This is a genomic window from Variovorax sp. MPBD4-3 (assembly GCF_058809745.1).
In genome coordinates, this window is record NZ_JBXASW010000032.1 from 1 (window position 1) to 23,157 (window position 23,157).

Here is a 23,157-nt window from a genome sequence, read left to right on the forward strand (position 1 = left end):
TGGGGTGCCTTGCGCAGCGAAATAAAGGAGGAGGCCGAAGGCCGGGGGACATTCGCGGAGCAAGGTACCCCGTCGGCGCGATCGCGCCACGAAGAACAACGCCCCTCGAAAACGCCCCGCTCACTCACCGTGGCACTTCTTGTATTTTTTTCCGCTGCCGCAGGGGCACGGGTCGTTGCGGCCCGGCGTGGCTTCCTTGCGGATCGTCTCGGCCTTCGGGCCCAGGCTCTTCCAGAGCTGGCGCAGGTCGTAGACGGCCCAGATGGCGGCGCCGAAATCGTCCAGGCGCTGCTGGCTCACGCTGGGCGGGCCGTCTTCGCTGTACATGGAAACCGTGGGCTTGGCGTTGTCGTCCTCGGTCAGCGCGACGATGTTGTCGAGCGCGTCGTTCAGCATTTGCGCGGCTTCCTTGTCACGCGGCGCGGCCCAGTCTTCGGGCCAGTTCTCCACCGCGTACATGAAGCCGAGCGCCCACACCTGGGCGAACGACGGAATGGCTTCGCCGGCGACTTCGGCGCGCTCTGCCTCGGGCAGCGAGGCGATGGCGCCGCGGGTGTCGAGCACCTCGGGCTGCCAGCTGCGTTCGTCGTCGAGCGTCTCGACGGGGGCGTCGAGGCCTTCCTCGATCTCGATCCAGCGGCGCTTCCAGTTCCAGACGAACTCCATGTGCTTGGCCGACGAGAAGCTGTCGCCCAGCAGCACGGGCCAGTACTCGGAAGGCATGATGGGGCGGCGGGTGCAGATCAGCGCGGCCATGAAGCCCTCGCAGAACTCCCACTGGGGAATTTCCTCGTCGTGTTCGCGCATGGCGTCGAGCGCCTGGTCGAGCGCGTCGAAATCGTCGGGGCCGAGGGGTGCGGGAGTGGCCGAAGCGGCCGGTGTGGGGTCGGGAATGGTCGTCATGGCAAGGTGGAAACAGCCCTCTATGATGCAGCAGGCTCCGGCCGACACTAATTTCTATGCCCACGATCATTCCGTTTCCGGCGCGCTACAGCGCCTTCGCCCTGTGTGTGGCCGGTCTCGTGGCGTGCCTCGCCTTCGTGCTGGTTTCGCCGCATCTGTGGCTCGCCTGGGTCGGCGTGGCCATCTTTGCGGTACTTTCCGGTACCGGCGTACACGACCTGCGGCAGACGCGCCACGCCATCCTGCGCAACTACCCGGTCATCGGCCACCTGCGCTTCCTGCTGGAGTTCATCCGGCCGGAGATGCGGCAGTACTTCATCGAGAGCGACTCGGAGGCCGCGCCCTTCTCGCGCGCCCAGCGCTCGCTGGTCTACCAGCGCGCCAAGGGCGACCCCGACAACCGCCCCTTCGGCACCCAGCTCGACGTGACCGCCGCGGGCTACGAGTGGATCAACCACTCGATGCAGCCCACCAAGCTCGCGAACCACGATTTCCGCATCGTGATCGGCGGCACGCCGCAGCCGGCCGACGCCGATCCGGCACAGGTCTGCACGCAGCCCTACAGCGCCAGCGTGTTCAACATATCGGCCATGAGCTTCGGCGCGCTGTCGGCCAACGCCATCCTCGCGCTCAACCAGGGCGCCAAGATGGGCGGCTTCGCGCACGACACCGGCGAAGGCTCCATCTCGCAGCACCACCGCGTGCACGGCGGCGACCTGATCTGGGAAATCGGCTCGGGCTACTTCGGCTGCCGCAACGACGACGGCACCTTCAGCGAAGAGCGCTTCACCGCCAACGCGCGCGACCCGCAGGTGAAGATGATCGAGATCAAGCTGAGCCAGGGCGCCAAGCCCGGGCACGGCGGGGTGCTGCCGGCGCCCAAGGTCACGCCCGAGATCGCGGCGGCGCGCGGCGTGCCGGTGGGCGTGGACTGCATTTCGCCCGCCTCGCACAGCGCGTTCTCCACGCCGACCGAAATGATGCATTTCGTCGCCCGGCTGCGCGAACTGTCGGGCGGCAAGCCGACCGGCTTCAAGTTCTGCCTGGGCCATCCGTGGGAGTGGTTCGGCATCGTCAAGGCGATGCAGGCCACCGGCATCACGCCCGACTTCATCGTGGTCGACGGCGCCGAGGGCGGCACCGGCGCGGCGCCGGTCGAGTTCAGCGACCACGTGGGCGCGCCGCTGCAGGAAGGCCTGCTGCTGGTGCACAACACGCTGGTGGGCGTCAACCTGCGCCACCGCATCAAGATCGGCTGCGCCGCCAAGGTGATCACCGCCTTCGACGTGGCCCGCATGATGGCGCTGGGCGCCGACTGGTGCAATGCGGCGCGCGGCTTCATGATGGCGCTGGGCTGCATCCAGGCGCAGAGCTGCCACACCGGCCACTGCCCCACCGGCGTGACCACGCAGGACCCGCTGCGCCAGCAGGCGCTGGTGGTGCCGACCAAGGCCGACCGCGTGCGCAACTTCCACCGCAGCACGCTGCATGCGCTGCAGGAACTGGTGCAGGCCGCGGGCCTCGACCATCCGCAGCAGATCACCGCGCACCACATCGTGCGCCGCATTTCCGACACCGAAGTGCGCCTGTTGAGCAACCTGGTGATGCAGGTGCAGCCGGGCGCCCTGCTCGGCCCGCTCGACGCGCAGCACAATGTTTTCCGCACCTACTGGCCGCTGGCCAGTGCAGAGAGTTTCCAGCCCGTGACGCAGGGCCCGCAAGGGCTGGTGTCGGGCTTCGCAATGGCCGCATGAATCCACTGAAACGAGGCGCGAACGCGCGCCTGCAATCGCGCAAGGGCGCAGCTTCGGCGCCCGCGCCCCTCGACGCGCTTGCGCGCACGCCGGCTCCCGGCGACTACGCGGAGTTCCTGCGCGTCACCCTGCCCCGGCAGGAAAAGAACGTGGCCAGCCACCGCTTCGGCAGCGAACGCGTGTGGCTCAAGAAGGCCGGCCCCCGGCACGGCAAGTGGGGCTACCGCGTGATGGCCGCCGTGGCCCGCATGGCGCGGCTGGACATCATCAAGCCGGTGCCCAACCCGGGCGGCGAAGCGGCCATCGCAACCGAGGCCCGGCGCCTGAAGACGCTGGCGGCCGCGGGCCTGCGCGTGCCGACCGTGCTGGCGCAGCAGGCGGACGGCCTGCTGATCTCCGACCTCGGCGAAAGCGGCCGCGCGACCGTGGTGCTGCAGGAGCGGCTCGACCAGGCCGCCGCCGCCGGCCCCGCCGCGCTGCTGGCGGTATGGCGCGAGGGCCTGGCCGCCATCGCCGCCGTGCACGTGCGCGGCCAGCACCTGAGCCAGGCCTTCGACCGCAACCTCGTGCAGTGCCCCGATGGCGTGATCGGCTACATCGACTTCGAGGACGACCCGGCCGAAGTCATGACGCTGGCGGAATGCCAGGCCCGCGACTGGCTGAGCTACCTGCACTCGACGGCCATGATGCTGGAGGCCGCCGCACCGCAGGCCGCGGGCCAGCACTGGCATGCGGCGCTGGCCGGCGTGAGCGAGGAAGTGCGCGAGCGCATCGCGAACGCGGCACGGCGCATGAAGTGGGCGCAGAAGCTGCCGGCCAGCCGGCGCTGGGGGCGGGATACGCAGCGGGTGCGGGCTGTGGCGCGGCTGCTGGGGCGGTGGCATCTGGCGGCCCCGGCTGTACTGCAGAACTAGCCGAAGTCGTCGTCAGTCAGGGAAGCTGCTCGCGGTCGGGCCGCTTGTGCTGCCATTTGCGGAATGCCCAATCCCCAAGCAAGCCGCCCGCCAGCAAAGCAACAAGCTGAACGGCGAGCGCAGCTATATAGGCTTGCCCCAGATCGTCATCGTTCTTCGCAAATTTGAGTTCGTACCAATGGCCTGCGAGGCCAATGAGTTTGTAGAAGACTGAGCCGAGCGCGATCGCTCCGACAACGATGGAGAGGATGCGGATGACCAAGCTCATAACAAGAACCCGAAGAAGCTATCGACGCTCGAGCTTCCGCCGCTGCCACTTGCGGAACATCCAGTCGCCGAGCCACCCGCCCACGACAGCGGCAATCGCTTGCACCGCAAGAGAGAGAACATAAGCATCGGCCACGTCGTCGAAACTCCGGGCTTGGTTCGCTTCGTACCACTGCCCGATGGGCATCAGCAGGCCCGCTGCAACCAGAAAACTGAGTGCCAGTGCGCCAGCCACAACGCTGAGCAGTCGTAGCAATAGTTTCATAGGACTGGCCAAAACCATATGGCTTCTGCTCGACGCATATCGGTGATGACTCCTTCCCAAGAAATGTGCCACTGAATAAAGAACCAAGACGACCGTTTGGTTAGCCGCGCCCCATTCCAAAGATCGATGTGATCACCCTGCCTCCCTTCGCCCCAGTAGTTCTGGATGAACACGATCCCGGTGCGCTTTGCAATTTTGTCGAAGCCTTCCTTGCCCGTGTATTTCTCTGTACGGGCCATGAGGCCCGACTTGCCAGAGTCCAGCCAATTCGCCAACTCCTGCGCCCTGATCGGGTACTTCGGACTGTCCTTCTGCCAGGAGTAGACACCTCGGAAGCTCTCCATGCGCAGGCTCGACCGGATGAAGGCAGCACCCACGTTGATGGCACATTGATCCTTGTAGGCGTCCCTGTCGAGTAAGGCGTCGTCACCCTTGATCGTCGGATGGTTCGACCAGAGAGTCGCAAAAGATGGCTGCATGGGGTTCCGGGCAATGGCAAAGGCGGGAGCCCAAAATCTACCGCGCCTCCTGCGACTTTCGACAGCCGGAAGGTTGTCAATTGATACCCGGCGCAGAAACTTCGCGACACCCGCCGCTAGCCCGTGAACGCCGCCCGCACCGCCACGCCGCGCAGCGCCAGCCGCTTCTTCATGGACAGCACCGCCTTGTCCTTGCTCAGCAGCAGGGCGCCGTGCGCCACGGCCAGGTCGATGAACACCTGGTCGTCGGGGTCGCTGCACACGCAGGGCGCGCGCGGCGGAACGCCCTCCACCATGCGCACGCGCGCGTCGAAATCGGCCAGCACCGCCGGCACCTGCAGTTCCCGCTGCGCCATGCGCCTGGCGATGAGCGGGTAGCCCAGCACGCGTTCGAGCTCCACGCGCATGGCGGCCGTGGCCAGCCAGCGCAGCTCGCCCGCGGCCAGCCGCTCGGTCAGGGGGACCCAGGCGGGGTCTTCGAAGACGAGCAGATCGAGCGCGATGTTGGTGTCGATGACCACGGGGCCGGGTTCTGTCAACGTCATGGAATGTTCAGCAAATGCGGGCGATGTTGCACCATGCGGGGTCGGTGTCAGGTCCGCGTCGGGTCGGTACGCGAGAATACCGTCTTGCCAAACGCTTCCTCGGACAACGCCTCCTTCATGAAACGAATACCGCTGCTCTGCCTTGTCCTGCTCGCCTCGGCGGGTGTCAGGGCCGAGTGGCTGACCCTCACAGGCACGCCCGGGGACGCCGACAGCAGTTATGTGCAGGTCGATCCCGCCAGCATCGAGGTCGACGGCGCGCACCGCACCGTGGCGCTGCGCATGAACCTGCAGGCAGAGCGCCTGAACCGCGACGGCGTGAGGTTCCGCTCTTTCCAGGGCATCGCCACGGTCGATTGCGACGCCCGCAGCGCCCGCTATGTGAGCGCAAGCTACTTCTCGCAGCCCAATTTCGTGGGCGAACCGGCCCAGGTGAAGCATTTCGAGGCGGGCGACGTTCGCCCGGTGACCTTGCCCGGCGCGCCGCCCGAGCTGGCCGCGCGCACGGTCAATGCAGCCTGCGCCGTTCGGCCGAAGCAGGCGCCCAGGCCCGAGGGCACCGGAGAATCACTTCCGCGCTGAGCCCGCGACCATGTCGAAGCGGAACAGCCGGCATTCGATGGGGCCGTTCCACATCGGCACGCGGCGCGACTCCTTCAGGCGCATCTGCCTGGGCAGCTTCAGGTCGGGCGTGAGCACCCAGGCGGTCCAGCCGGCGTAGTTTTTCTTCCAGTGGGCCGCGAGCTGGGGAAAGAACTCACCGCCGTCGCCCTGCTCGGTCTGCGCCGATTCGCGGGCGCCGAAGCGGCCGGTGCCGGCCACGCCGCCCACCTCGATGCGCTCGCCGTACGGCGGGTTGAGCATGATGACGCCGGCCTCGACCGGCGGCATGCGCTGCAGCGCGTCGCCGCCGCGGAACTCGACGGCCTGCGCCACGCCCGCGCGTTCCGCGTTGCGCTCGGCAAAGTCGACCATGCGGTGCGACACGTCCGAGCCGAAGATGGCGACGCCGTGGTCCCGCGCGCCGGCCTCGGCTTCTTTCCTGATGGCGGTCCAGACATGCGCCTGGAACGGCAGCAGCTTCTCGAAGCCGAAGCGCCGCAGCGACCCGGCCGCGATGCCGCGCGCGATCTGCGCCGCCTCGATGGCGATGGTGCCGCTGCCGCAGCAAGGGTCGTAGAGCGGCTGGGCCGACACTTCGCCGGTCTCGGGGTTCCACCAGCCGCTGGCGGCCAGCATGGCGGCGGCCAGGGTTTCCTTCAGCGGGGCGTCGCCCTTGTCCTGGCGCCAGCCGCGCTTGAACAGCGGCTCGCCCGAGGTGTCGATGTACAGCGTGCAGGTGTCGGTGGTCAGGTGGGCGAACACGCGGCAGTCGGGCCACTGGGTCTCGATGCTCGGGCGCACGCCGTTGGCCTTGGCGCGGAAGCGGTCGGCAATGGCGTCCTTGATGCGCAGGGTGGCGAAATTCAGGCTCTGCAGCGGGCTGTGCTGGGCCGTGGTCTCGATCTTGAAAGTCTGCCTGGGGGTGAACCAGATCTCCCAGGCCACGCCGTTGGCGATGGCGTAGAGATCGTTTTCATTGCGGTAGGGCGCATGGGCCAGCTCGACCAGCACGCGCTGCGCCAGCCGGCTGTGCAGGTTGAGCTTGAGGGCGTCGCGCCAGTCGGCGCGTACCCGCACGCCGCCGCGCAGCGTGAGCAGGTCTTGCCCGGCACGGCCGGTCAGGGCGTGCACCTCCTGAGCGAGGAATTCCTCGACGCCGGCGGCGCAAGGCAGGAAAAAGGAGAGATCGTTCACTGAAAGTTGGCCATCGGGAAGCCCGACTAGGGGACTCCATTGTCGCCTTGTCACAGCCCTTCTCTATATAGTCGATTCGCCGATGAACCCCATCCTCGTTCCACCGGCGGCATCCGCCGCCCCGATCGCCGCCGGAAGCGACCGCTTCGCCATCGAATGCGAGGTGCTGCGGCTCTCGGTGCGGCCCATCGGCCCGGTGCTGCTGGTGCAGTACCTGCTCAACTGCGGCGTGGCGGCGCTCTTCGCCTGGCAGTACTCGCTGGCGCGCGCGCTGGTGTGGATCGGCCTGATCACCATGGTGACGGTACTGCGCGGTTTCTTCCCGCAGCGGCTGCCGGAGCCGTTCACCCCGGCCACGCTGCGCGCGGCGCAGCGCCTGCACACGCTGCGCACCGGCATCTGGGAGCTGGCGCACGGCATGGCCGGCGTCCTGCTGTTCAACCCCGGGCGCGCCGACCAGCAGCTGCTGCTGGGCCTCATCCTCATGGGCATGACGCTGTCGTCGGCCTTCTCGGTGTCGTTCTATACGCCGGCCACGCAGCTGGCGATCACGCTGCTGCTGGCGCCGGTGATCGTCACGGGCTTGTGGATGGGCTCGCCGGAAATGATGGCCGTGGCCGTCATCGGCATCGGCCTGATCGCGATGATGTGGAAGCTGGTGGCCGAGCGCTCCCGCCAGCTCGAGGAAAACATCGGGCTGCGGCTCAACGAACGCACCCTGCGCGAACAGGCACTGGCAGGGCTGCGCGCTTCCGAACAGGCGCAGGCCGAGCGGCTGCGCTTCTTCTCTGCCGCCAACCACGACCTGCGCCAGCCGGTGATGGCCATCGGCCTGCAGGCCGAGGTGCTGCGCCAGCAGCTGGAAAGCGGCGCCGACACGCCGGCGGTGCAGCACACCGTGGCCTCGCTGGCGCGCGCGCAGCAGGCGCTCGAGGGGCTGACCAACCAGCTGCTCGAAATCGGCCGCATCGAGGCCGCTGTCGATCCGCTGCGGCCCGAGGCGGTGGCGCTGGCCCCGCTGCTGCAGGAACTGGCGCGGCAGGCGGGCAACGGGCGCGTGGGCGTGCGCTGCCCGGCCGGCGCGGCTGCCTGGACCGACACCGTGTCGCTGCGCCGCGTGCTGGCCAATCTGGTGGACAACGCGGTCAAGTTCACGCCGCGCGGGCGCGTGCTGCTGGCGGTGCGGGCGCGCCGGCGCGAGGCCGGCCCCGCCTGGCGCATCGAGGTGCGCGACAGCGGCATCGGCATTCCGGCGGAAGCGCAGGAGCGGGTGTTCGACGACTTCGAGCAGATCGGCAACGTGGAGCGCAACCTGCAGCGCGGCCACGGGCTGGGCCTGGCGATCGTTCGGCGGCTGGCGGCGCAGCTCGGCATCGAGGTGGCGCTGCGCTCGGCGCCGGGCCGGGGCTCGGTGTTCAGCTTCGAGCTGCCGGCGGCGCCGGACGGCGCGGCGGTGACGCGCGCCCTGCCCTCGCCGCAGGCCGGCAACGGCGCGGCGGCACACAACGCGTTGCCGCCCGGGCTGGCCGTGCTCGTGGTGGAAGACAACGCGGTCGTGGCCGACAGCCTGCTGGCGCTGCTGCGGCAATGGGGCGTGGCGCCGCGCGTCTACGCCAGCGCGGCCGAGGCGCTGGCGCTGGCCGACCTGCGCGCGCTGGACGCGGCGCTGTGCGACATCCGCCTGCCGGGCACGCTCGACGGCATCGCGCTGGCCGAACGGCTGCAGCGGCAGAAGCCGTCGCTCACCATCGCGCTGATCTCGGCCGACATCAACGAGGCCACCCAGCGCCTGGCGCTGGAGCGCGGCTGGCATGCGCTGCGCAAGCCGGTGCAGCCGGACGAGCTGCACGGGGTGCTGCTGAAGGCGCTGCCGCCGGGCTGAAGGCGTCCGGCTCGGCCTGCGGTGCCGCTGCCGTTGCAGCGCTGGCACGGGCCGTGCAACAGCGTCACGGCTTCCGATATATGCTCCGCGCACAGGCCGCCGGACCTGCCCCGATGTCCACCGCCACTCCTCTTTCTTCCCTCCCCGCCGATCCGCGCAACCTGCGCTACGGTGGCGTCGCCATCGCCTTGCACTGGCTGCTCGCGGCACTGATCGCGGGCTCGCTCGGCGTCGGCCTCTACATGACGGGGCTGCCGTTCTCCCCCCTGCGCCTGAAGCTCTACAGCTGGCACAAGTGGGCCGGCGTCACCATCCTGCTGCTGTCGGCGCTGCGGCTGGCCTGGCGGCTCGGGCACCGGCCGCCGGCGTTGCCGGCCACCATGTCGCCGTGGCAGCTCTCGGCCTACCGCGCGGGCCATGCGCTGATGTACCTGCTGTTCTTCGCGGTGCCGCTCTCGGGCTGGGCCTACAGCTCGGCAATGGGCGTGCCGGTGGTGTGGTTCGGCGCGCTGCCGCTGCCCGATTTCATGCCGGTCGACCAGCCCTTCGCCGAGGCGGTGCTGCAGCCGCTGCACAAGGGCTGCGCCTTCACGCTCGCGGGCGTCACGCTGCTGCACGTGGCGGCGGCGCTCAAGCACCACTGGATCGACCGGGACGGTCTGTTGAAACGCATGTGGCCCGCGCCACGCAAGGAATCCGCCGGATGAAGCGCCGTTACCTTTTCGTTCCCCTGGCCTTGCTGGCGCTTGCGCCGGGCATGGCCGCCTTCGCCGAGCCGCCGGCCGCGAAGCTGGTCGCCGACAAGAGCCAGATCGTGTTCGTCAGCAAGCAGATGGGCGTGCCGGTGGAAGGCACGTTCAGGAAATTCGACGCCCAGGTCGCGTTCGACCCGAAGAAGCCCGAGGGCGGCAGCGTGGCGCTGCGCATCGACACGGCCAGCGCCGGCTTCGGCATTCCGATGAGCGACGCCGAACTGCCCAAGGCGCCGTGGTTCGACGCGGCGCACTTTCCGCAGGCCACCTTCCAGTCGAGCGCGATCAAGGCGCTGGGCGACGGCAAGTTCGAGATGACGGGCAAGCTCACCATCAAGGGCACCGCGAAAACGGTGACGGTGCCGGTCGGCATCGCCCCCGCCGGCGGCAACCAGGCGGTGGCGACCGGAAGCTTTACGATCCAGCGCCTCGACTACAAGGTCGGCGACGGCGAATGGACGGACACCTCGATGGTCGCCAACGAGGTGCAGGTGCGCTTCAAGCTCACCATCGCGGGCCTGGGCCCGCTGTGAAGAACCGCCAGGCCGCGCCGCTGCTCACTCACCCCACTCTTTCATGAAACACCCAGCCACCGCCGTGAAGAAAAAGCTCATCCTTGCCGCGCTGCTGTCGGCCGCGGCCTTCTGCGGCAGCGCCGCGGCGCAGGACTACACGGCGCCGCCCGTGGCCGTGAAGCCCGCGGGCGGGCCCAAGAAGAACGCGAACTACGTGGTCGACCCGACGCACACCTTCGTCATGTACGAGATGGGCCACTACGGCACCACCACCAACCGCGGGCGCTTCAGCACCAAGGACGGCTCGGTGCAGATCGACGGCACCGGAACCAGCGGCAAGGTCGACATCACGATGGACATCAGCTCCATCAACACCGGCGTCGACCTGCTCAACCGCCACGTGCAGAGCAAGGATTTCTTCAACGTGGCGGAATTCCCGACCGGCCGCTTCGTGGCCGACCGGATCGACATCAGCGGCGACAAGGTGGTCGACGTGCCGGGCACGCTCACGCTGATGGGGCAAACGAAGCCCGTGACGCTGAAGGCGGTGCGCTTCAACTGCTACCTGAGCCCGCTGATCAACCGCCAGGTGTGCGGCGGCGACTTCGAGACCACGGTGGAACGCAGCGACTGGGGAATTACCTGGGGACTGAACTTCGGCTTCGAGAACAAGGTGAAGCTGCTGGTGCAGGTGGAAGCGGTCAACGTCCAGCCGTAGGCGCTTCCGGCGCCGTGGCTGGCGGCCTGCCGGCCCGCCTACCTGACGATGGTCTTGCCGGGGCGGCTCGCGGCCAGCGGTTCGTCGCCGTCGTCCTTCGGGGACTTCAGCCAGTCGCGGGCGGCCATCAGGGCACGCGGAAGATTCAGCAAGACCAGCATCCAGGCACCCATCGCCACCGCCATCACCGCACCGAACAGCAGTTGCTCGGCCAGCGGCGCATCGCTCCAGTAGAAGAAGCTCAGCAAACAGGACAGGATCAATGCCCAGATGGCCAGGAGGTAAAGATTTTTCATTTTTGTGCACCGCGGAAGTCGGTACACAAAATGTAAACGAAAACATAATTTGAGTACTACTTAAAGTTTACTTTTCAGTCGTTGATCAGCGTGACTTTCTCCACGCTATTCACCCATTTCAAATTTCCACCAAGAGGCAGCCCCGATGGACAACACCCTTTCCTTGCTAGGTATCGCCGGCGCGATGGCGGTGGGCGCGATGAGCCCGGGCCCGAGTTTCGTGATGGTGGCGCGCACGGCCGTGGCCTCGCGCGGCGACGGGCTGGCTGCGGCGCTGGGCATGGGGGCTGGCGGACTGGTCTTCGCCATCGCGGCGCTTGCGGGACTGCAGGCGGCGTTCCTGGCAGTGCCGGGGCTCTACCTGGCGATAAAAGGCTTCGGCGGCGCCTACCTCGTCTACCTGGGCTTTCGCATCTGGCGCGGCGCGCGCCAGCCACTGGCCGTGACACCCGATGTGGGTAACTCCCCCGTCCGTCAGGGGCGTGGCGGCCGCACCTTCCTGCTGGGCCTGGCGACCCAGGTCAGCAACCCGAAGACGGCCGTGGTCTACGCCAGCATCTTCGCCGCCTTCCTGCCGCGCGAGGTGCCGCTGGTGCTGGCGCTGGCAGTGCCGGCCGTGATCTTCTGCATCGAGACCGGCTGGTACGCCATCGTGGCGCTGGCGCTTTCCTCGGCGGCTCCGCGCTCGGCCTACCTGCGCTACAAGGCCTGGATCGACCGCGCGGCCGGCGGCGTGATGGGGCTGCTGGGGGTGCGGCTGGTCTGGTCGGCCTTGCGCGGCGGCCACTGACCGGGCACCGGCCGCGCCTGGAGCAGGCCTAGAGCAGGCTCTCGGGCGTCAGCGGCGCCAGCAGTTCGAGCATGGTGCGGTCCCAGAAGCCCGAATCGGGCTCCTCGTGCAGCACCGTGATCTGGCCGGCGTCGTCGCTGACCCATTCGATGCGCCCGTCGTTGCTGCCTTCGGCAAAGCGCAGCCGGTAGGCGCCCTGCTGCTTGAGCACGTCGAGCAGCTTGAGCATCTGCTGCGCCATTTCGGGGCTGTGGATGATCAGGCCGATCTCGGTGTTCTGCGATTCCGAGCGCGGATCGAAATTCATCGAACCCACGAACAGCGTGCGCCGGTCGATCACCGCCGACTTCGCATGCAGCCGCCCGACCGTGGTGCCGAAAAGCCCCAGCCGCACGCTGCGCCGGGTGCGCGTGGAGCTCAGCTCGTACAGGTCGGCGCCGAGCTTGAGCATGTCGGGCCGGTAGCGGCGGTAGGCGGTGTGCACCAGCGGCTCGTCGGTGGCGGCCAGCGAATTGGTGACCACGCTGATCTTCACGCCGCGCCCGCGGATCTCGCGCATCACCTCGAGCCCCGTGGCGCCCGGAATCAGGTAGGGCGAGACGATGGTCACCTCGGCGCGCGCGCGGCGCATCTGCTCGACCACGTTGTAGCGCACGCTGTCGACGTCCAGCAGCGGCACGCCGCCGTACGACGCGGTCTTGCCGATCACGCGGTCGGGCGAGTCGGCATAGGCCTCGGCCAGGGTCCAGATCAGGCCCAGCCTGCCGGCGTTCAGGTCGTCGGCGATCGGGCTGTAGCCCAGCAGGTCGTTGGGCGCGGGCGGCGGCGGCGGCGGGGTGGTGTCGGCGCCGGTGGCGGCGTCGAAGCGGCGCTGCAGTTCCTCGCGCGAAAGGCTGCTCGCCACCACCGACTGCACGGGGCGCACATAGGTGCTGTTCCAGTATTGGTCGAACAGGCTGCCGAGCCGGGGAATGAGCGCGCCGGTCACGAAGGTGTCGAGGTCGAGAAAGTTCTCGCCCGCCGTGCGCGTGAAGTACTGGTTGCCGATGTTGCGCCCGCCCGCCACCGCCATCGCGCCGTCGGCGACGAACAGCTTGTTGTGCATGCGGCGGTTCACGCGGCTGAAGTCGAACAGCGAAGCCGCGAAGCGCCTGACCAGGCTGCTGCGCCCGGCCGGGAACGGGTTGAACAGCCGCAGCTCCACATTCGGCGTGGCGGCAAAGCCGAGCAGCAGTTCGTCTTCGCCCGAGGTGTAGAGGTCGTCCATGAGCACCCGCACGCGCACGCCGCGCAGGGCGGCGTCGCGCAGGGTGCGCAGCAGGTAGCGGCCGGTCTCGTCGTTCTCGATCTGGTAGTACTGCACGTCCAGCGTGCGCTGGGCGCGGCGCGCGAGCTCTATGCGGGTGGCGAAGGCGAAGTCGCCGCCGGGCATCAGGCGAAAGCCGCTCAGGTCGGGGTCGGGCTGGGCCGCGATCGCGAGCTTGCCGAGCGCGGTGTCGGGCGACACGGCCATGGCCTTGGTGGGCGGGCGCGGCGCCTCGTCGGGCAGGGTGGCGCAGCCGCTGAACAGCAGCACGGCCAGCAAAGCGATCACCCAATGGCCCCAGCGCGACATCGGGAGACGGCTCATCGAAGGCTTTCTACAGGGCCTTGCGCAGATTGGCGGGCGCGATGCGCAAGGCTTCGCGGTACTTGGCCACGGTGCGGCGCGCGCACTCGATGCCCTGCTCCTTCAGCATCTCGGAGATCTGGCTGTCCGACAGCGGCTTCTTGATGCTCTCGGAGCTCACGAACTGCTTGATCAGCGCGCGCACCGCCGTGCTCGACGCGTTGCCGCCGGTCTCGGTGCCCAGCGCCGAGCCGAAGAAATACTTCAGCTCGACCGTGCCGAACGGCGTGGCCATGTACTTGGCGGTGGTCACGCGCGAGATGGTGGATTCGTGCAGGCCCAGTTCGTCGGCAATTTCGCGCAGCACCAGCGGGCGCATGGCCAGTTCGCCGTGCACGAAGTAGCTCTTCTGGCGCTCGACGATGGCGTTGCTCACGCGCAGGATGGTGTCGAAGCGCTGCTGGATGTTCTTGATGAACCAGCGCGCCTCCTGCAGCCGCTGCGACAGCGCCTGGCTGCCCTCGCCCTTGTGCGACTTGAGCGCGCCGGCATAGATGTCGTGCACGCGCAGGCGCGGCATGACCTCGGGATTCAGCATGACGCGGAACTTGACGTTGGTGCCGCGTCCGGTCTTGGTGACGATCACGTCGGGAATGACGATGTTGCGCTCGACGTCGACGAAACGGCGCCCCGGCTTGGGCTCCAGCCGCGCAATGACCTGCAGCGCCGAGCGCACCAGCTCTTCGCTGCTACGGGTGAGCGTGGCCAGGCGCTTGAAGTCGCGCCGCGCGAGCAGTTCCATCGGCTGCTTGCAGATGGCGATGGCGGTCTTGTAGACCTGTGCCTGCTCTTCGTCCTCGTCGTCGTCCTCGGCGGCCAGCGCCCGCAGCTGGATGCTCAGGCATTCGCCGAGGTCGCGCGCGCCCACGCCCACCGGCTCCAGGCTCTGCAGCAGGCCGAGCGCCACCTGGAAGTGGTGCACCAGGTCGTCGAACTGGTCGTTGTCGTCGCCGGCCAGGCCCGAGGCCAGCGCGGGCAGGGAATCTTCGAGGTAGCCGTCGTCGTTGAGCGACTCGATCAGGAAGCGCAGCGCGGCGCTGTCGTTCTCGCTCAGGCGCAGGCTCAGCGCCTGGCGGTGCAGGAACGACTGCAGCGATTCCTGGCTGCGCGCGAGTTCGGTGGCGTCGGCGCGCTCGTCGTCGCCCAGGTTGTTCTGGCGCGCGGGAGCGTCGCTGCCCCACTCGCTGTCGTCGGGCGCCATGTCGACGGTGCCGTCGCCTTCCCAGTCGGGCTCGCGCTCGGCGATCTCGGCGGCGGGGCCGTCGGAGTCGGCCGTGGTGGTGGTGCTGGTCTCGGTCGAGACGGTGGAGGTGCTGGCAGGCGGCGGGGTGAAGTCGCTCTCGCCGTCGCCACCGTCACTGCCGTCATCGCGCGCCGCGGGCGCGTCGGCGGTGTCGAGCCCGAACTCCTCGCGCGCCGCTTCTTCCGCGGTGCGCTCGAGGAAGGGGTTCTCGTCGAGCATCTGCTCCACTTCCTGGCTCAGTTCGAGCGTGGAGAGTTGGAGCAGCCTGATCGACTGCTGCAGCTGGGGCGTCAACGCCAAGTGCTGCGAGACGCGAAGGGACAGCCCTTGCTTCATGTGGAGAACCCGACCCTTCCTTACATGCGGAAGTGTTCGCCCAGGTACACCCTGCGTACCTCGGCGTTGTCGACGATCTCCGAGGGCGTACCTTGTGCCAGCACATGCCCGTCGCTGATGATGAACGCGTGATCGCAGATGCCCAGCGTTTCGCGCACGTTGTGGTCGGTGATGAGCACGCCGATGCCGCGCTCCTTCAGGAAGCTGATGATCCGCTGGATTTCGATGACGGCGATCGGGTCGATGCCGGCGAAGGGCTCGTCCAGCAGGATGAAGCGCGGCTGGGTGGCCAGGGCGCGTGCGATCTCGACGCGGCGGCGCTCGCCGCCCGACAGCGCCAGCGCCGGCGAATCGCGCAGGTGGTCGACGCGCAGGTCGGCCAGCAGTTCGGACAGGCGCTCTTCCATGTGCTGCTTGGACAGCGGCGCGAGCTTGCCGCTCGCGTCGGGCTCATGCTGCAGTTCGAGCACGGCGCGCACGTTTTCCTCCACCGTGAGCTTGCGGAAGATCGAGGCTTCCTGCGGCAGGTAGCTCAGGCCCATGCGCGCGCGGCGGTGGATGGGCATGTGGGCGATGGGCTCGCCGTCGATGGTGATCTCGCCCGCGTCGGCGCGCACCAGCCCGACGATCATGTAGAACGAGGTGGTCTTGCCGGCGCCGTTGGGGCCGAGCAGCCCGACGACTTCACCCTTCTGCACGTCGAGCGAGACGTCCTTCACGACCGTGCGGCTGCCGTAGCTCTTCTTCAGGCCGCGCGCCACCAGGCGGCTGCCCGGTGCGCCGTTGGCTTCCTGGGTTCCAGCGGTTTCGATCACTTGCGGGTTTCTCCATCGCCACCGAGCGTGGTGGTCGAGCGCAGGCCCGTGCCGGGCGCGGGCGTGGACGCTGCCGGCGCGGCCGGCTTGGCCCCGGCCGGTGCGCCGGGCGCGGGCGCCGTGGCGGCCTTGGGTGTCAGGATGGTCTTGACGCGGCCGCTCGGGGACGACGCGTTGACCGCGGTGTTCGGCGGCACGGTGGAACCGTTGACCGTGTAGGTGTCGTTGCTCTGGTCGTAGACGATCAGGGCGCCGGTGCTCACGTCGTTCGGCGTGGAACCGAGCAGGCGGCGCATTTCCGCGTTGCGGATGAACTTGACGTTGTCGGCACGGCTGTCGTACTCGATGACTTCGGACTCGCCCTCGATCCACTCGTCGGGGGCGTTGCGCTTCTGCTTGTAGTAGGCCCGCTTGCCGGGTGCCGCCGTGACCACGCCGTACTGGTAGCCCTCGGCGTCCTGGCGGACATCGAGCCGCGCGCCGCGGATGATGATCGTGCCTTTTGTTACCAGCACGTTGCCCGTGAACACGCTGGTCTGCTTGAGGTCGTCGTAGCGCATGGCATCCGACTCGATGTTCATCGGCTTGCTGCGGTCGGCGGTCTCGGCCAGGGCGCCCGAGGCAAGGCCGGCCAGCAGCAACGCGGCGGCGGCCAGGCGGCCGACGCGACGCAGGAAGGGAGTGGTGGAGTAAGAATGCAATGTCATAGAGGCACGAAACTTGCTCGGCATTGTATGCGGCTGATTGCGACAACCCGCACGCACAGATGAAAAAGCCCGCCGAAGCGGGCCGGGGATGAGGCGCGGCGCCACGAGGTGCGCAAAGCCCGGGTCAGCCCTTCCTGGCTTCGCCCACGAGGTAGTTCACGACCTGCAGCACCTTGGTCATGCTGCCGGCGGTTTCGCCGTCCACGTACCAGCGGCCGGCCACGGCCATCGCCGGCACCCCAGCCACCTTGTAGGCATCGGTCATCTGCGAAGCCCGCTTGGCCTTGCTGGCCACGCCGAACGAGGTGAACAGTTCCTTGAACTTCGCGGCGTCGAGGCCGTTGGCGGCGGCCCAGGCAATGATGTTGGCGTCGCCGTTCACGTTCTGGCGCTGCGCGTGGATCGCGTTGAACACCTTCGGCTGGTATTCGTCGACCTTGCCCATGGCCTCGAGCGTGTAGTACAGGCGCTGCTTGGCTTCGACGTCGTTGCCCACGAAAGGCACCGGGATGCGGCGGAACGCCACTTCCTTGGGGGCCGACTTGACCCAGGCTTCGAGCGACGGCTCGAAGTCGTTGCAATGGGGGCAGTTGTACGAGAAGAACTCGACCACTTCGACCTTGCCGGCCGGCGCGTCGACGGGCACGCGCTTGTCGAGCACCAGGTACTCGGTGCCGGCCTTGGGCGCACGCGCCTGGGCATGGGCCGGGTTGGCGGCCAGGGACAGCAGCCCGAGCGAGGTGGCGGCCAGCGAAAAGTCACGACGTTTCATTGAAAGGGTTCTCCAGTTGGTACGGCAGACTGAGCCGGCACGCGGCGGGGAGTTCCCCCGCCCGCGGCGCGCCCAAGGCGATGAATGGTGGCGGCAGATACCGCGCGGCGAAGCTTAAGGGCTATTGGTGGCAATCGATCGCCGCGGCTTCAGCGCTGCACCCGCACGAGCGCCGAATCGAGACCGCCGCCGTCCAGGCGCTCCTTGAGCCGGTCGGCGTCTTCCTTCTTGTTGAAGGGGCCGGCCCGCACGCGGTAGACGGTGCGGCCCGCCTGCTCGCGCTCGGTGACCTTGGCCTCGACGCCCATCAGCGACAGCTTGGCGCGCTGGGCCTCGGCGTCGTCGGTGGTGCGGAAGGCGCCGGCCTGCACGAAGTACATGAACGGGTCGGCGCCCGAGCTGCTGCTGGCGGCGCTGCTGTTGCTGCTGGGCGCGGCCGACGCGGTGGTCGTGCTGCCGGAGCCGCCGCCCGAGCGGGCGCGCGCCAGGTCGCCCAGCGGGTCGTTCGACGGCGGCAGCGCGTTGGCCTCGGCGGGCGCGGGGGCGGTGCGCGGCTTGGCGGCGGTGGGGGGCACCACCACGGGCACGGGCGGCGCGGTGGTCGCCGGCGCGGTGGCAGGCGCGACGGCGGTGGTGGCCGGCTCGCCGGTGACGGGATTGACCGGACCGCCCGCGGCCGGCGCCGGCTTGGGCGCGCCAGCCTTGCCTGCCAGCGGCGCGTTAGGGTCCCAGTCGCGGTTCTTGCGGGCTTCGGCCTCGTCCTGCTCGGCGCCGCCGCGCTGCGTCTTGGTCACGAAAGGAATCGGCACCTTGGTCACGTAGACCGCGATGCCCAGCGCGACGCCCAGGCCGAGCACCAGCCCGATGATCAGGCCGATGACGATGTTGCCGCGTTGTCTGGTTGTCTTCTTCATGGTGGGGTGGTTCACATCTTGCTCGGCGCACTGACGCCGAGAATCGCGAGGCCATTGTGCAGCACCTGCGCGGTCGCGGCGACCAGCGCCAGGCGGGCCAGCTTGACCTTCTCGTCGTCCACCAGGATGCGCTCGGCGTCGTAGTAGCTGTGGTAGCTGGCGGCCAGCTCGCGCAGGTAGAAAGTGACGTCGTGCGGGGCGAAATCGCGCGCGGCGGCGGTGAGCATGGCCGGGTACTTGGCCAGCAGCAGCATCAGCGCCTGGGCCGCCGGGCTTTCCAGCGGCGACAGGTCGACGCCCGCCAGCGTGGCGCGGTCGCCGCCCCAGCCCGCCAGCACCGAGCAGATGCGCGCATGCGCGTACTGCACGTAGTACACCGGGTTGTCGTTGTTCTTGGTGACCGCGAGGTCGACGTCGAAGGTGTACTCGGTGTCCGGCTTGCGGCTCAGCAGGAAGAAGCGCACGGCGTCGGTGCTGGTCCATTCGATCAGGTCGCGCAGGGTGACGTAGCTGCCGGCGCGCTTGCTGATCTTGACCTCCTCGCCGCCCTTGACCACGCGCACCATGGTGTGCAGCACGTAGTCGGGGTAGCCCTCGGGGATGCCCTCGCCCACGGCCTGCAGGCCGGCGCGCACCCGGGCGATGGTGCCGTGGTGATCGGTGCCCTGTATGTTGACGACCTTGTGGAAGCCGCGCTCCCACTTGGCGATGTGGTACGCCACGTCGGGCACGAAGTAGGTGTACGTGCCGTCCTGCTTCTTCATGACGCGGTCTTTGTCGTCGCCGTAGTCGGTCGACTTCAGCCACAGCGCGCCGTCCTGCTCGTAGGTCTTGCCGGCGGCCACCAGCTTCTGCACGGCGGCCTCGACGCGGCCGCTGGTGTAGAGGCTCGACTCCAGGTAGTACTGGTCGAAGTGCACGCGGAAGGCCTGCAGGTCGAGGTCCTGCTCGCGGCGCAGGTAGGCCACGGCGAACTCGCGGATGGCGTCGATGTCCTCGATGTCGCCGGTGGCGGTGACTTCGCGGTCTTCCGACTTGACGGTCTTCCTGGCCTTGAAGTCTTCGGCGATGTCGGCGATGTAGTCGCCGTTGTAGGCCGGCGCCTTTTCGCCGCTGGGCCACTCGGCGTCGCCGGGCTTGAAGCCGCGCGCGCGCAGCTGCGTGCTGTTGGCCAGCGTCTGGATCTGCACGCCGGCGTCGTTGTAGTAGTACTCGCGCCACACGCTCTCGCCCTGCGAGGCGCGCAGGTTGCAGATGGCGTCGCCCAGCGCGGCCTGGCGGCCGTGGCCGACGTGCAGCGGGCCGGTCGGGTTGGCGGAGACGAACTCGACCAGCACCTTCTCGCCGGTTGCGGGCTGCTGGCCGAAGCTTTCGCCGGCCGACAGCACCTCGCGCACGATCTGCTGCTTGGCCGCCGTCTTCAGGCGGATGTTGAGGAAGCCGGGGCCGGCGATCTCGATGGCCTCGACCCATTGGCCGAAAGCGGGGGTTGCGAGCAAGGCGGCGCTGAGCTGTTCGGCCAGCTCGCGCGGCTTGCGCGCTAGCGGTTTGGCGAGCTGCATGGCTGCCGTGCTGGCGAAATCGCCATGGGCGGCCACCTTGGGCGACTCGAACGCGGCTTTGGAGCCAGCGCCGGGCGAGAGGGATTCGAGCGTGTTCGCGAGCGCCGCGAGCAGCTCCTGTTTGACCAATAGCATCTGCGAATTTTACCGGGGGCAAACCCGGGAGCTGTTGACGATGGTCATCCAATCGTGAACCTGGCCCGTTACGATGGTCGGCCCCGGGGCGGGGCAACCGTCACAACCAACCTTGCAAGGACATATCACCATGAAGAAGTTCCTTTCCCTGGTAGCCCTGGGCGCCTGTCTCTCCTTCGGCGCCTACGCGCAAGACAAGGCCGCCGCACCGGCGGCTGCCCCCGCCGCCATGGCCGCGCCGGCCGCCGGCGCCAGCTGCGACGCCAAGGCTGTCGACAAGAACGGCAAGGCCCTGGCCGGCGCCGCCAAGGCCAGCTTCGTCAAGAAGTGCGAAAAGGACGCCAAGGCCGCCGCCGCTCCCGCCTGCGCCACCAAGGCTGTGGACAAGAACGGCAAGGCCCTGGCCGGCGCCGCCAAGAACAGTTTCATGAAGAAGTGCGAAGCGGACGCAGCCAAGGGCTGATTCACCGCCGACGCTGAAGAAGCCCGCCTCGCGCGGGCTTTTTTTTCGTCCCGGCTTCCTATTTGCCGAAGCCGCGCGCCAGGAACACCGCCACCAGCGGAATCAGCGCGATCAGGTGCGCCTGCACCATCACCAGCTTGCGCGTCTTCCTGATGTCGGCCTCGTCCGGCAGCTTGCCGGTGGCGCGCAGCGTCTTGCGCCAGCGGAAATAGGTGAGCGTCGGGAAGATCGAAAGCACGCCGACGATGATGAACAGCCCCAGCTTCACGTGCAGCAGCGGGTTGGTCCAGTACCAAGCCGTGCCCTTCATGCCCCACCAGGTGCGCGCGATGCCGGTGGCGAGCACGGCGATGGCCGCGATGCCGTAGACCATGTCGACCTTGGCCAGCCGCTCCACCACCGCTGCGTTGAGCCACTGCACCCGGCACAGCGCCGCTTCGCTGGAGATGAACACGACCATCGTCAGGATGGCCAATATGTGCAGGTAGGCGAGGATGGCTTCGAGCGTCATCGGTGACTTTCAAGGATGTGGCTCGCCCCCAGGCTGCGCGCACTTCGTGTCGCTTCGCCAACCCCTTACCGGGGGCAACACCTGAGGCCCGGCAAAGCCGGTTCCTCGGTGTTTCGCGAAGGAGCCTCGATCGCTGTCAACGTGGGGAGCGTGTCAACAGAATTTCAAATGTGAAGAGATTGTGCCGCCGCACCCCTGCCCTCAGGCCCTTCCGCCCCAGAATTCCGGGTTCCCGTATTGCTCCTTGAGGAAATCAAGCCACAGCCGCACCCGCAGCGGCAGGTGCTTGGCGCCCGCGAACACCGCGTAGATGCCGTTGGGCGGCGCGGCGAATTCGTCGAGCAGCGGCACGAGCAGGCCGGCGTCGATCTCGGCCTCTACCTCCCAGGTGCTGCGCCAGGCGATGCCGTGGCCGGCCAGGCACCAGTCGTGCAGCACCTGGCCGTCGGAGCAATCGAGCGGGCCGCTGGGCCGCAGGTGGATCAGTTCCTGGGCGCCGGCCTCGGTGGTCACGCGAAAGGCCCAGCCGCGCGTCTGCGAGGCGTCGCTCGACAGCGTGAGGCAGGCAAAGCGCGAAAGCTCGCCCGGATGCTTCGGCTTGCCGTGCCGGCGCACGAAGTCGGGCGTGGCGACGCAGCGGCGGCGGTTGTCGGCCAGCCGCACGCTCACCAGCGACGAATCGGGCAGGTCGCCCACGCGCACCGCGCAGTCGAAGCTCTCGCCGGTGACGTCGACCACCCGGTCGCTGAGGTTCAGCGAAATCGTCACCTCCGGATGCAGCGCATGAAAGCGCGGCACCAGCGGCGCGACGTGGCGTCGGCCGAAGCCGGCCGGCGCCGTCACCCGCAGGTGGCCGCTCGCCTTGACGCCGCCGGCACTCACGCTGGCCTCGGCGTTGGCGAATTCGGTCAGCAGGCGCTGGCAGTCTTCGAGGAAGGCGCTGCCCTCGTGCGTGAGCGTGATGCGGCGCGTGGTGCGCACCAGCAGCTTGACGCCCAGCCGCTCTTCGAGCGCGTCGAGCCGGCGGCCCATGATGGCCGGGGCCACGCCCTCGGCCTTGGCCGCGGCGGTGAGGCCGCCCCGGGTCGCGACGGAAACGAAGGATTCGAGCTGCTTGAGGCGGTCCATGGCGGGCGGAACTATATCCCCCCGCCCCGCGAAGGAAGCGGCCTTATTCGGGCCGCACGCCCGCCTCGCGCACCGCCGCGCCCCAGCGCGCATGCTCGGCCTTGATGTACTGCGCCGCCTGTTCCGGGCTGCCGCCGCCGGGCGTGCTGCCTTCGGCCAGCAGTTGCGAGATGGTCGCCGGCCTGGCCAGCGCCTTGCCGATGGCGGCGTTGAGCTTCTTCACGATGTCGGCGGGCGTGCCGGCGGGCACGACGATGGCCTTCCAGTCCACCGCCTCGAAGCCTTGGTAGCTCTCGCCCACCGTCGGCACGTCGGGCATCACCGGCAGGCGCTTGGCCGAGGTGACGGCCAGCGCGCGCAGCTTGCCGCCCTTCACCATCGAAAGCGCGCCCTGCGGCGTGGCGAACATGTAGTCGGTCTGCCCGCCGAGCAGGTCGGTGATGGCGGGCGCGGCGCCCTTGTAGGGCACGTTGAGCACCTTGAAGCCCGCGCGCTTGGCGAGCACCTCGCCGGCCATGTGGCCCAGCGTGCCGGTGCCCGCGAGCGCCTGCTTGATCTCGCCCGGCCTGGCCTTGGCGGCCGCGACCAGTTCGGCCAGCGACTTGTACGGCGCCTCCGTGCGCACCACCAGCACCACCGGCTGCGAGGCCACCACGGCAACCGGCAGCAGGTCCTTCAGCGCGTCGTAGGGCATCTTGGGGAACAGCGTCGGGTTGATCGCGAGGTTGGCGGTCTGGCCCAGGCCGATGGTGTAGCCGTCGGGCTTGGCCTTGGCCACCACGTCCATGCCGATGTTGCCGTTGCCGCCCGCGCGGTTGTCGACGATGAAGGTCCACTTGGTGTCGTCCATGACCTTCTGCGCGATCAGCCGCGCCACGATGTCGGTGGCGCCGCCGGGCGTGTAGGGCACGACGAGGCGCACCGGCTTGTCGGGCCAGGCCGTGTCGGCGAGGGCGGGTGCGGCGCTCAGGCATGCCGCGGCCGCGGCGCAGGCGAGCAGTGCGCGCCGTGTGATCGATTGCATG

The 23,157-nt window shown here is 68.6% G+C and carries 26 protein-coding genes; 9 read left to right on the forward strand and 17 right to left on the reverse strand.

The window, feature by feature from the left end:
- Positions 1–120 precede the first annotated feature (120 nt).
- Positions 121–903: a YecA/YgfB family protein gene (locus AC1RVW_RS18435; RefSeq protein WP_493201636.1), complete on the reverse strand. Its 783-nt coding sequence runs from the start codon at positions 901–903 to the stop codon at positions 121–123.
- Between the two features lie 56 nt (positions 904–959).
- Between AC1RVW_RS18435 and AC1RVW_RS18440 the strand changes: the two genes are divergently transcribed.
- Together AC1RVW_RS18440 and AC1RVW_RS18445 are read left to right on the forward strand one after the other, a co-directional pair.
- Entirely contained in the window at positions 960–2,657 is a 1,698-nt protein-coding gene (locus tag AC1RVW_RS18440; protein WP_285411475.1) for an FMN-binding glutamate synthase family protein, read from the forward strand.
- The gene (locus AC1RVW_RS18445) at positions 2,654–3,571 is read left to right on the forward strand and encodes a BUD32 family EKC/KEOPS complex subunit (protein ID WP_081267831.1); all 918 of its coding nucleotides are present in this window, start codon (positions 2,654–2,656) and stop codon (positions 3,569–3,571) included. Before AC1RVW_RS18440 ends, AC1RVW_RS18445 begins: the two co-directional genes overlap by 4 nt.
- 16 nt (positions 3,572–3,587) lie before the next feature.
- Here the strand turns inward: AC1RVW_RS18445 and AC1RVW_RS18450 are convergent, their stop codons facing one another.
- The 4 genes from AC1RVW_RS18450 to AC1RVW_RS18465 form a co-directional block, all read right to left on the reverse strand.
- Positions 3,588–3,839, reverse strand: coding sequence for a hypothetical protein (locus tag AC1RVW_RS18450; protein ID WP_493201637.1), 252 nt, complete (start codon positions 3,837–3,839; stop codon positions 3,588–3,590).
- Positions 3,840–3,857: 18 nt separating this feature from the next.
- Positions 3,858–4,103 (reverse strand): hypothetical protein, encoded by a 246-nt coding sequence (locus AC1RVW_RS18455; RefSeq protein ID WP_081267829.1) that lies wholly within the window; start codon positions 4,101–4,103, stop codon positions 3,858–3,860.
- Positions 4,100–4,582, reverse strand: coding sequence for a type VI secretion system amidase effector protein Tae4 (locus AC1RVW_RS18460; protein WP_493201639.1), 483 nt, complete (start codon positions 4,580–4,582; stop codon positions 4,100–4,102). Before AC1RVW_RS18460 ends, AC1RVW_RS18455 begins: the two co-directional genes overlap by 4 nt.
- Positions 4,583–4,698: 116 nt before the next feature.
- Positions 4,699–5,127, reverse strand: a complete 429-nt coding sequence (locus AC1RVW_RS18465; protein ID WP_493201640.1) for a PIN domain-containing protein — start codon at positions 5,125–5,127, stop codon at positions 4,699–4,701.
- 117 nt (positions 5,128–5,244) lie between these two features.
- Here AC1RVW_RS18465 and AC1RVW_RS18470 point away from each other — a divergent pair, with 117 nt between their 5' ends.
- Entirely contained in the window at positions 5,245–5,709 is a 465-nt protein-coding gene (locus AC1RVW_RS18470) for a surface-adhesin E family protein (RefSeq protein ID WP_493201642.1), read from the forward strand.
- Here the strand turns inward: AC1RVW_RS18470 and AC1RVW_RS18475 are convergent.
- Positions 5,695–6,924 (reverse strand): THUMP domain-containing class I SAM-dependent RNA methyltransferase, encoded by a 1,230-nt coding sequence (locus AC1RVW_RS18475; protein ID WP_106935941.1) that lies wholly within the window; start codon positions 6,922–6,924, stop codon positions 5,695–5,697. The genes AC1RVW_RS18470 and AC1RVW_RS18475 overlap by 15 nt on opposite strands.
- A gap of 82 nt (positions 6,925–7,006) precedes the next feature.
- Here AC1RVW_RS18475 and AC1RVW_RS18480 point away from each other — a divergent pair, with 82 nt between their 5' ends.
- From AC1RVW_RS18480 to AC1RVW_RS18495, 4 genes are all read left to right on the forward strand, one after another.
- Complete coding sequence (locus AC1RVW_RS18480; protein ID WP_493201644.1) at positions 7,007–8,806, forward strand: ATP-binding response regulator; 1,800 nt, start codon at positions 7,007–7,009, stop codon at positions 8,804–8,806.
- A gap of 113 nt (positions 8,807–8,919) precedes the next feature.
- Complete coding sequence (locus tag AC1RVW_RS18485; RefSeq protein ID WP_081267823.1) at positions 8,920–9,513, forward strand: cytochrome b; 594 nt, start codon at positions 8,920–8,922, stop codon at positions 9,511–9,513.
- A complete protein-coding gene (locus AC1RVW_RS18490; protein ID WP_493201646.1) occupies positions 9,510–10,091 on the forward strand; it encodes a YceI family protein in 582 nt (193 codons plus the stop codon). The genes AC1RVW_RS18485 and AC1RVW_RS18490 overlap by 4 nt, the downstream gene beginning before the upstream one ends.
- A 43-nt stretch (positions 10,092–10,134) precedes the next feature.
- Positions 10,135–10,791 (forward strand): YceI family protein, encoded by a 657-nt coding sequence (locus AC1RVW_RS18495; RefSeq protein ID WP_493201648.1) that lies wholly within the window; start codon positions 10,135–10,137, stop codon positions 10,789–10,791.
- Between the two features lie 38 nt (positions 10,792–10,829).
- Here AC1RVW_RS18495 and AC1RVW_RS18500 read toward each other — a convergent pair whose 3' ends face one another.
- On the reverse strand, positions 10,830–11,087 hold the full coding sequence (locus AC1RVW_RS18500) for a hypothetical protein (RefSeq protein WP_081267820.1): 258 nt from the start codon (positions 11,085–11,087) through the stop codon (positions 10,830–10,832).
- Positions 11,088–11,232: 145 nt separating this feature from the next.
- Between AC1RVW_RS18500 and AC1RVW_RS18505 the strand changes: the two genes are divergently transcribed.
- Entirely contained in the window at positions 11,233–11,877 is a 645-nt protein-coding gene (locus tag AC1RVW_RS18505; protein WP_493201650.1) for a LysE family translocator, read from the forward strand.
- A gap of 28 nt (positions 11,878–11,905) precedes the next feature.
- On the opposite strand, the gene AC1RVW_RS18510 is transcribed toward AC1RVW_RS18505, so the two are convergent.
- The 7 genes from AC1RVW_RS18510 to argS form a co-directional block, all read right to left on the reverse strand.
- On the reverse strand, positions 11,906–13,507 hold the full coding sequence (locus AC1RVW_RS18510) for a phospholipase D family protein (RefSeq protein ID WP_493201652.1): 1,602 nt from the start codon (positions 13,505–13,507) through the stop codon (positions 11,906–11,908).
- A 10-nt stretch (positions 13,508–13,517) separates the two neighbouring features.
- Entirely contained in the window at positions 13,518–15,125 is a 1,608-nt protein-coding gene (locus AC1RVW_RS18515; RefSeq protein WP_493201654.1) for an RNA polymerase factor sigma-54, read from the reverse strand.
- A 20-nt stretch (positions 15,126–15,145) separates the two neighbouring features.
- Complete coding sequence (gene lptB / locus AC1RVW_RS18520; protein WP_106935948.1) at positions 15,146–15,940, reverse strand: LPS export ABC transporter ATP-binding protein; 795 nt, start codon at positions 15,938–15,940, stop codon at positions 15,146–15,148.
- Positions 15,937–16,647 carry a lipopolysaccharide transport periplasmic protein LptA gene (gene lptA, locus AC1RVW_RS18525; protein WP_106935949.1) on the reverse strand — a complete coding sequence of 237 codons (711 nt, stop codon included), beginning with the start codon at positions 16,645–16,647 and terminating at the stop codon, positions 15,937–15,939. The genes lptB and lptA overlap by 4 nt, the downstream gene beginning before the upstream one ends.
- A 124-nt stretch (positions 16,648–16,771) precedes the next feature.
- The gene (locus AC1RVW_RS18530) at positions 16,772–17,419 is read right to left on the reverse strand and encodes a thiol:disulfide interchange protein DsbA/DsbL (protein WP_106935950.1); all 648 of its coding nucleotides are present in this window, start codon (positions 17,417–17,419) and stop codon (positions 16,772–16,774) included.
- Positions 17,420–17,568: 149 nt separating this feature from the next.
- Positions 17,569–18,333, reverse strand: coding sequence for an SPOR domain-containing protein (locus AC1RVW_RS18535; RefSeq protein WP_285411492.1), 765 nt, complete (start codon positions 18,331–18,333; stop codon positions 17,569–17,571).
- 11 nt (positions 18,334–18,344) lie between these two features.
- A complete protein-coding gene (gene argS, locus AC1RVW_RS18540) occupies positions 18,345–20,030 on the reverse strand; it encodes an arginine--tRNA ligase (RefSeq protein WP_081270061.1) in 1,686 nt (561 codons plus the stop codon).
- A 130-nt stretch (positions 20,031–20,160) separates the two neighbouring features.
- Between argS and AC1RVW_RS18545 the strand changes: the two genes are divergently transcribed.
- On the forward strand, positions 20,161–20,493 hold the full coding sequence (locus tag AC1RVW_RS18545) for a hypothetical protein (protein ID WP_106935952.1): 333 nt from the start codon (positions 20,161–20,163) through the stop codon (positions 20,491–20,493).
- A 58-nt stretch (positions 20,494–20,551) separates the two neighbouring features.
- Here the strand turns inward: AC1RVW_RS18545 and AC1RVW_RS18550 are convergent, their stop codons facing one another.
- The 3 genes from AC1RVW_RS18550 to AC1RVW_RS18560 all read right to left on the reverse strand — a co-directional run bounded on the left by AC1RVW_RS18550 (position 20,552) and on the right by AC1RVW_RS18560 (position 23,156).
- Positions 20,552–21,004: a DUF2214 family protein gene (locus AC1RVW_RS18550; protein WP_106935953.1), complete on the reverse strand. Its 453-nt coding sequence runs from the start codon at positions 21,002–21,004 to the stop codon at positions 20,552–20,554.
- Positions 21,005–21,205: 201 nt separating this feature from the next.
- Positions 21,206–22,132 (reverse strand): LysR family transcriptional regulator, encoded by a 927-nt coding sequence (locus AC1RVW_RS18555; RefSeq protein ID WP_081270063.1) that lies wholly within the window; start codon positions 22,130–22,132, stop codon positions 21,206–21,208.
- Between the two features lie 43 nt (positions 22,133–22,175).
- Positions 22,176–23,156 (reverse strand): Bug family tripartite tricarboxylate transporter substrate binding protein, encoded by a 981-nt coding sequence (locus AC1RVW_RS18560; protein WP_493201658.1) that lies wholly within the window; start codon positions 23,154–23,156, stop codon positions 22,176–22,178.
- Position 23,157: the final 1 nt, after the last annotated feature.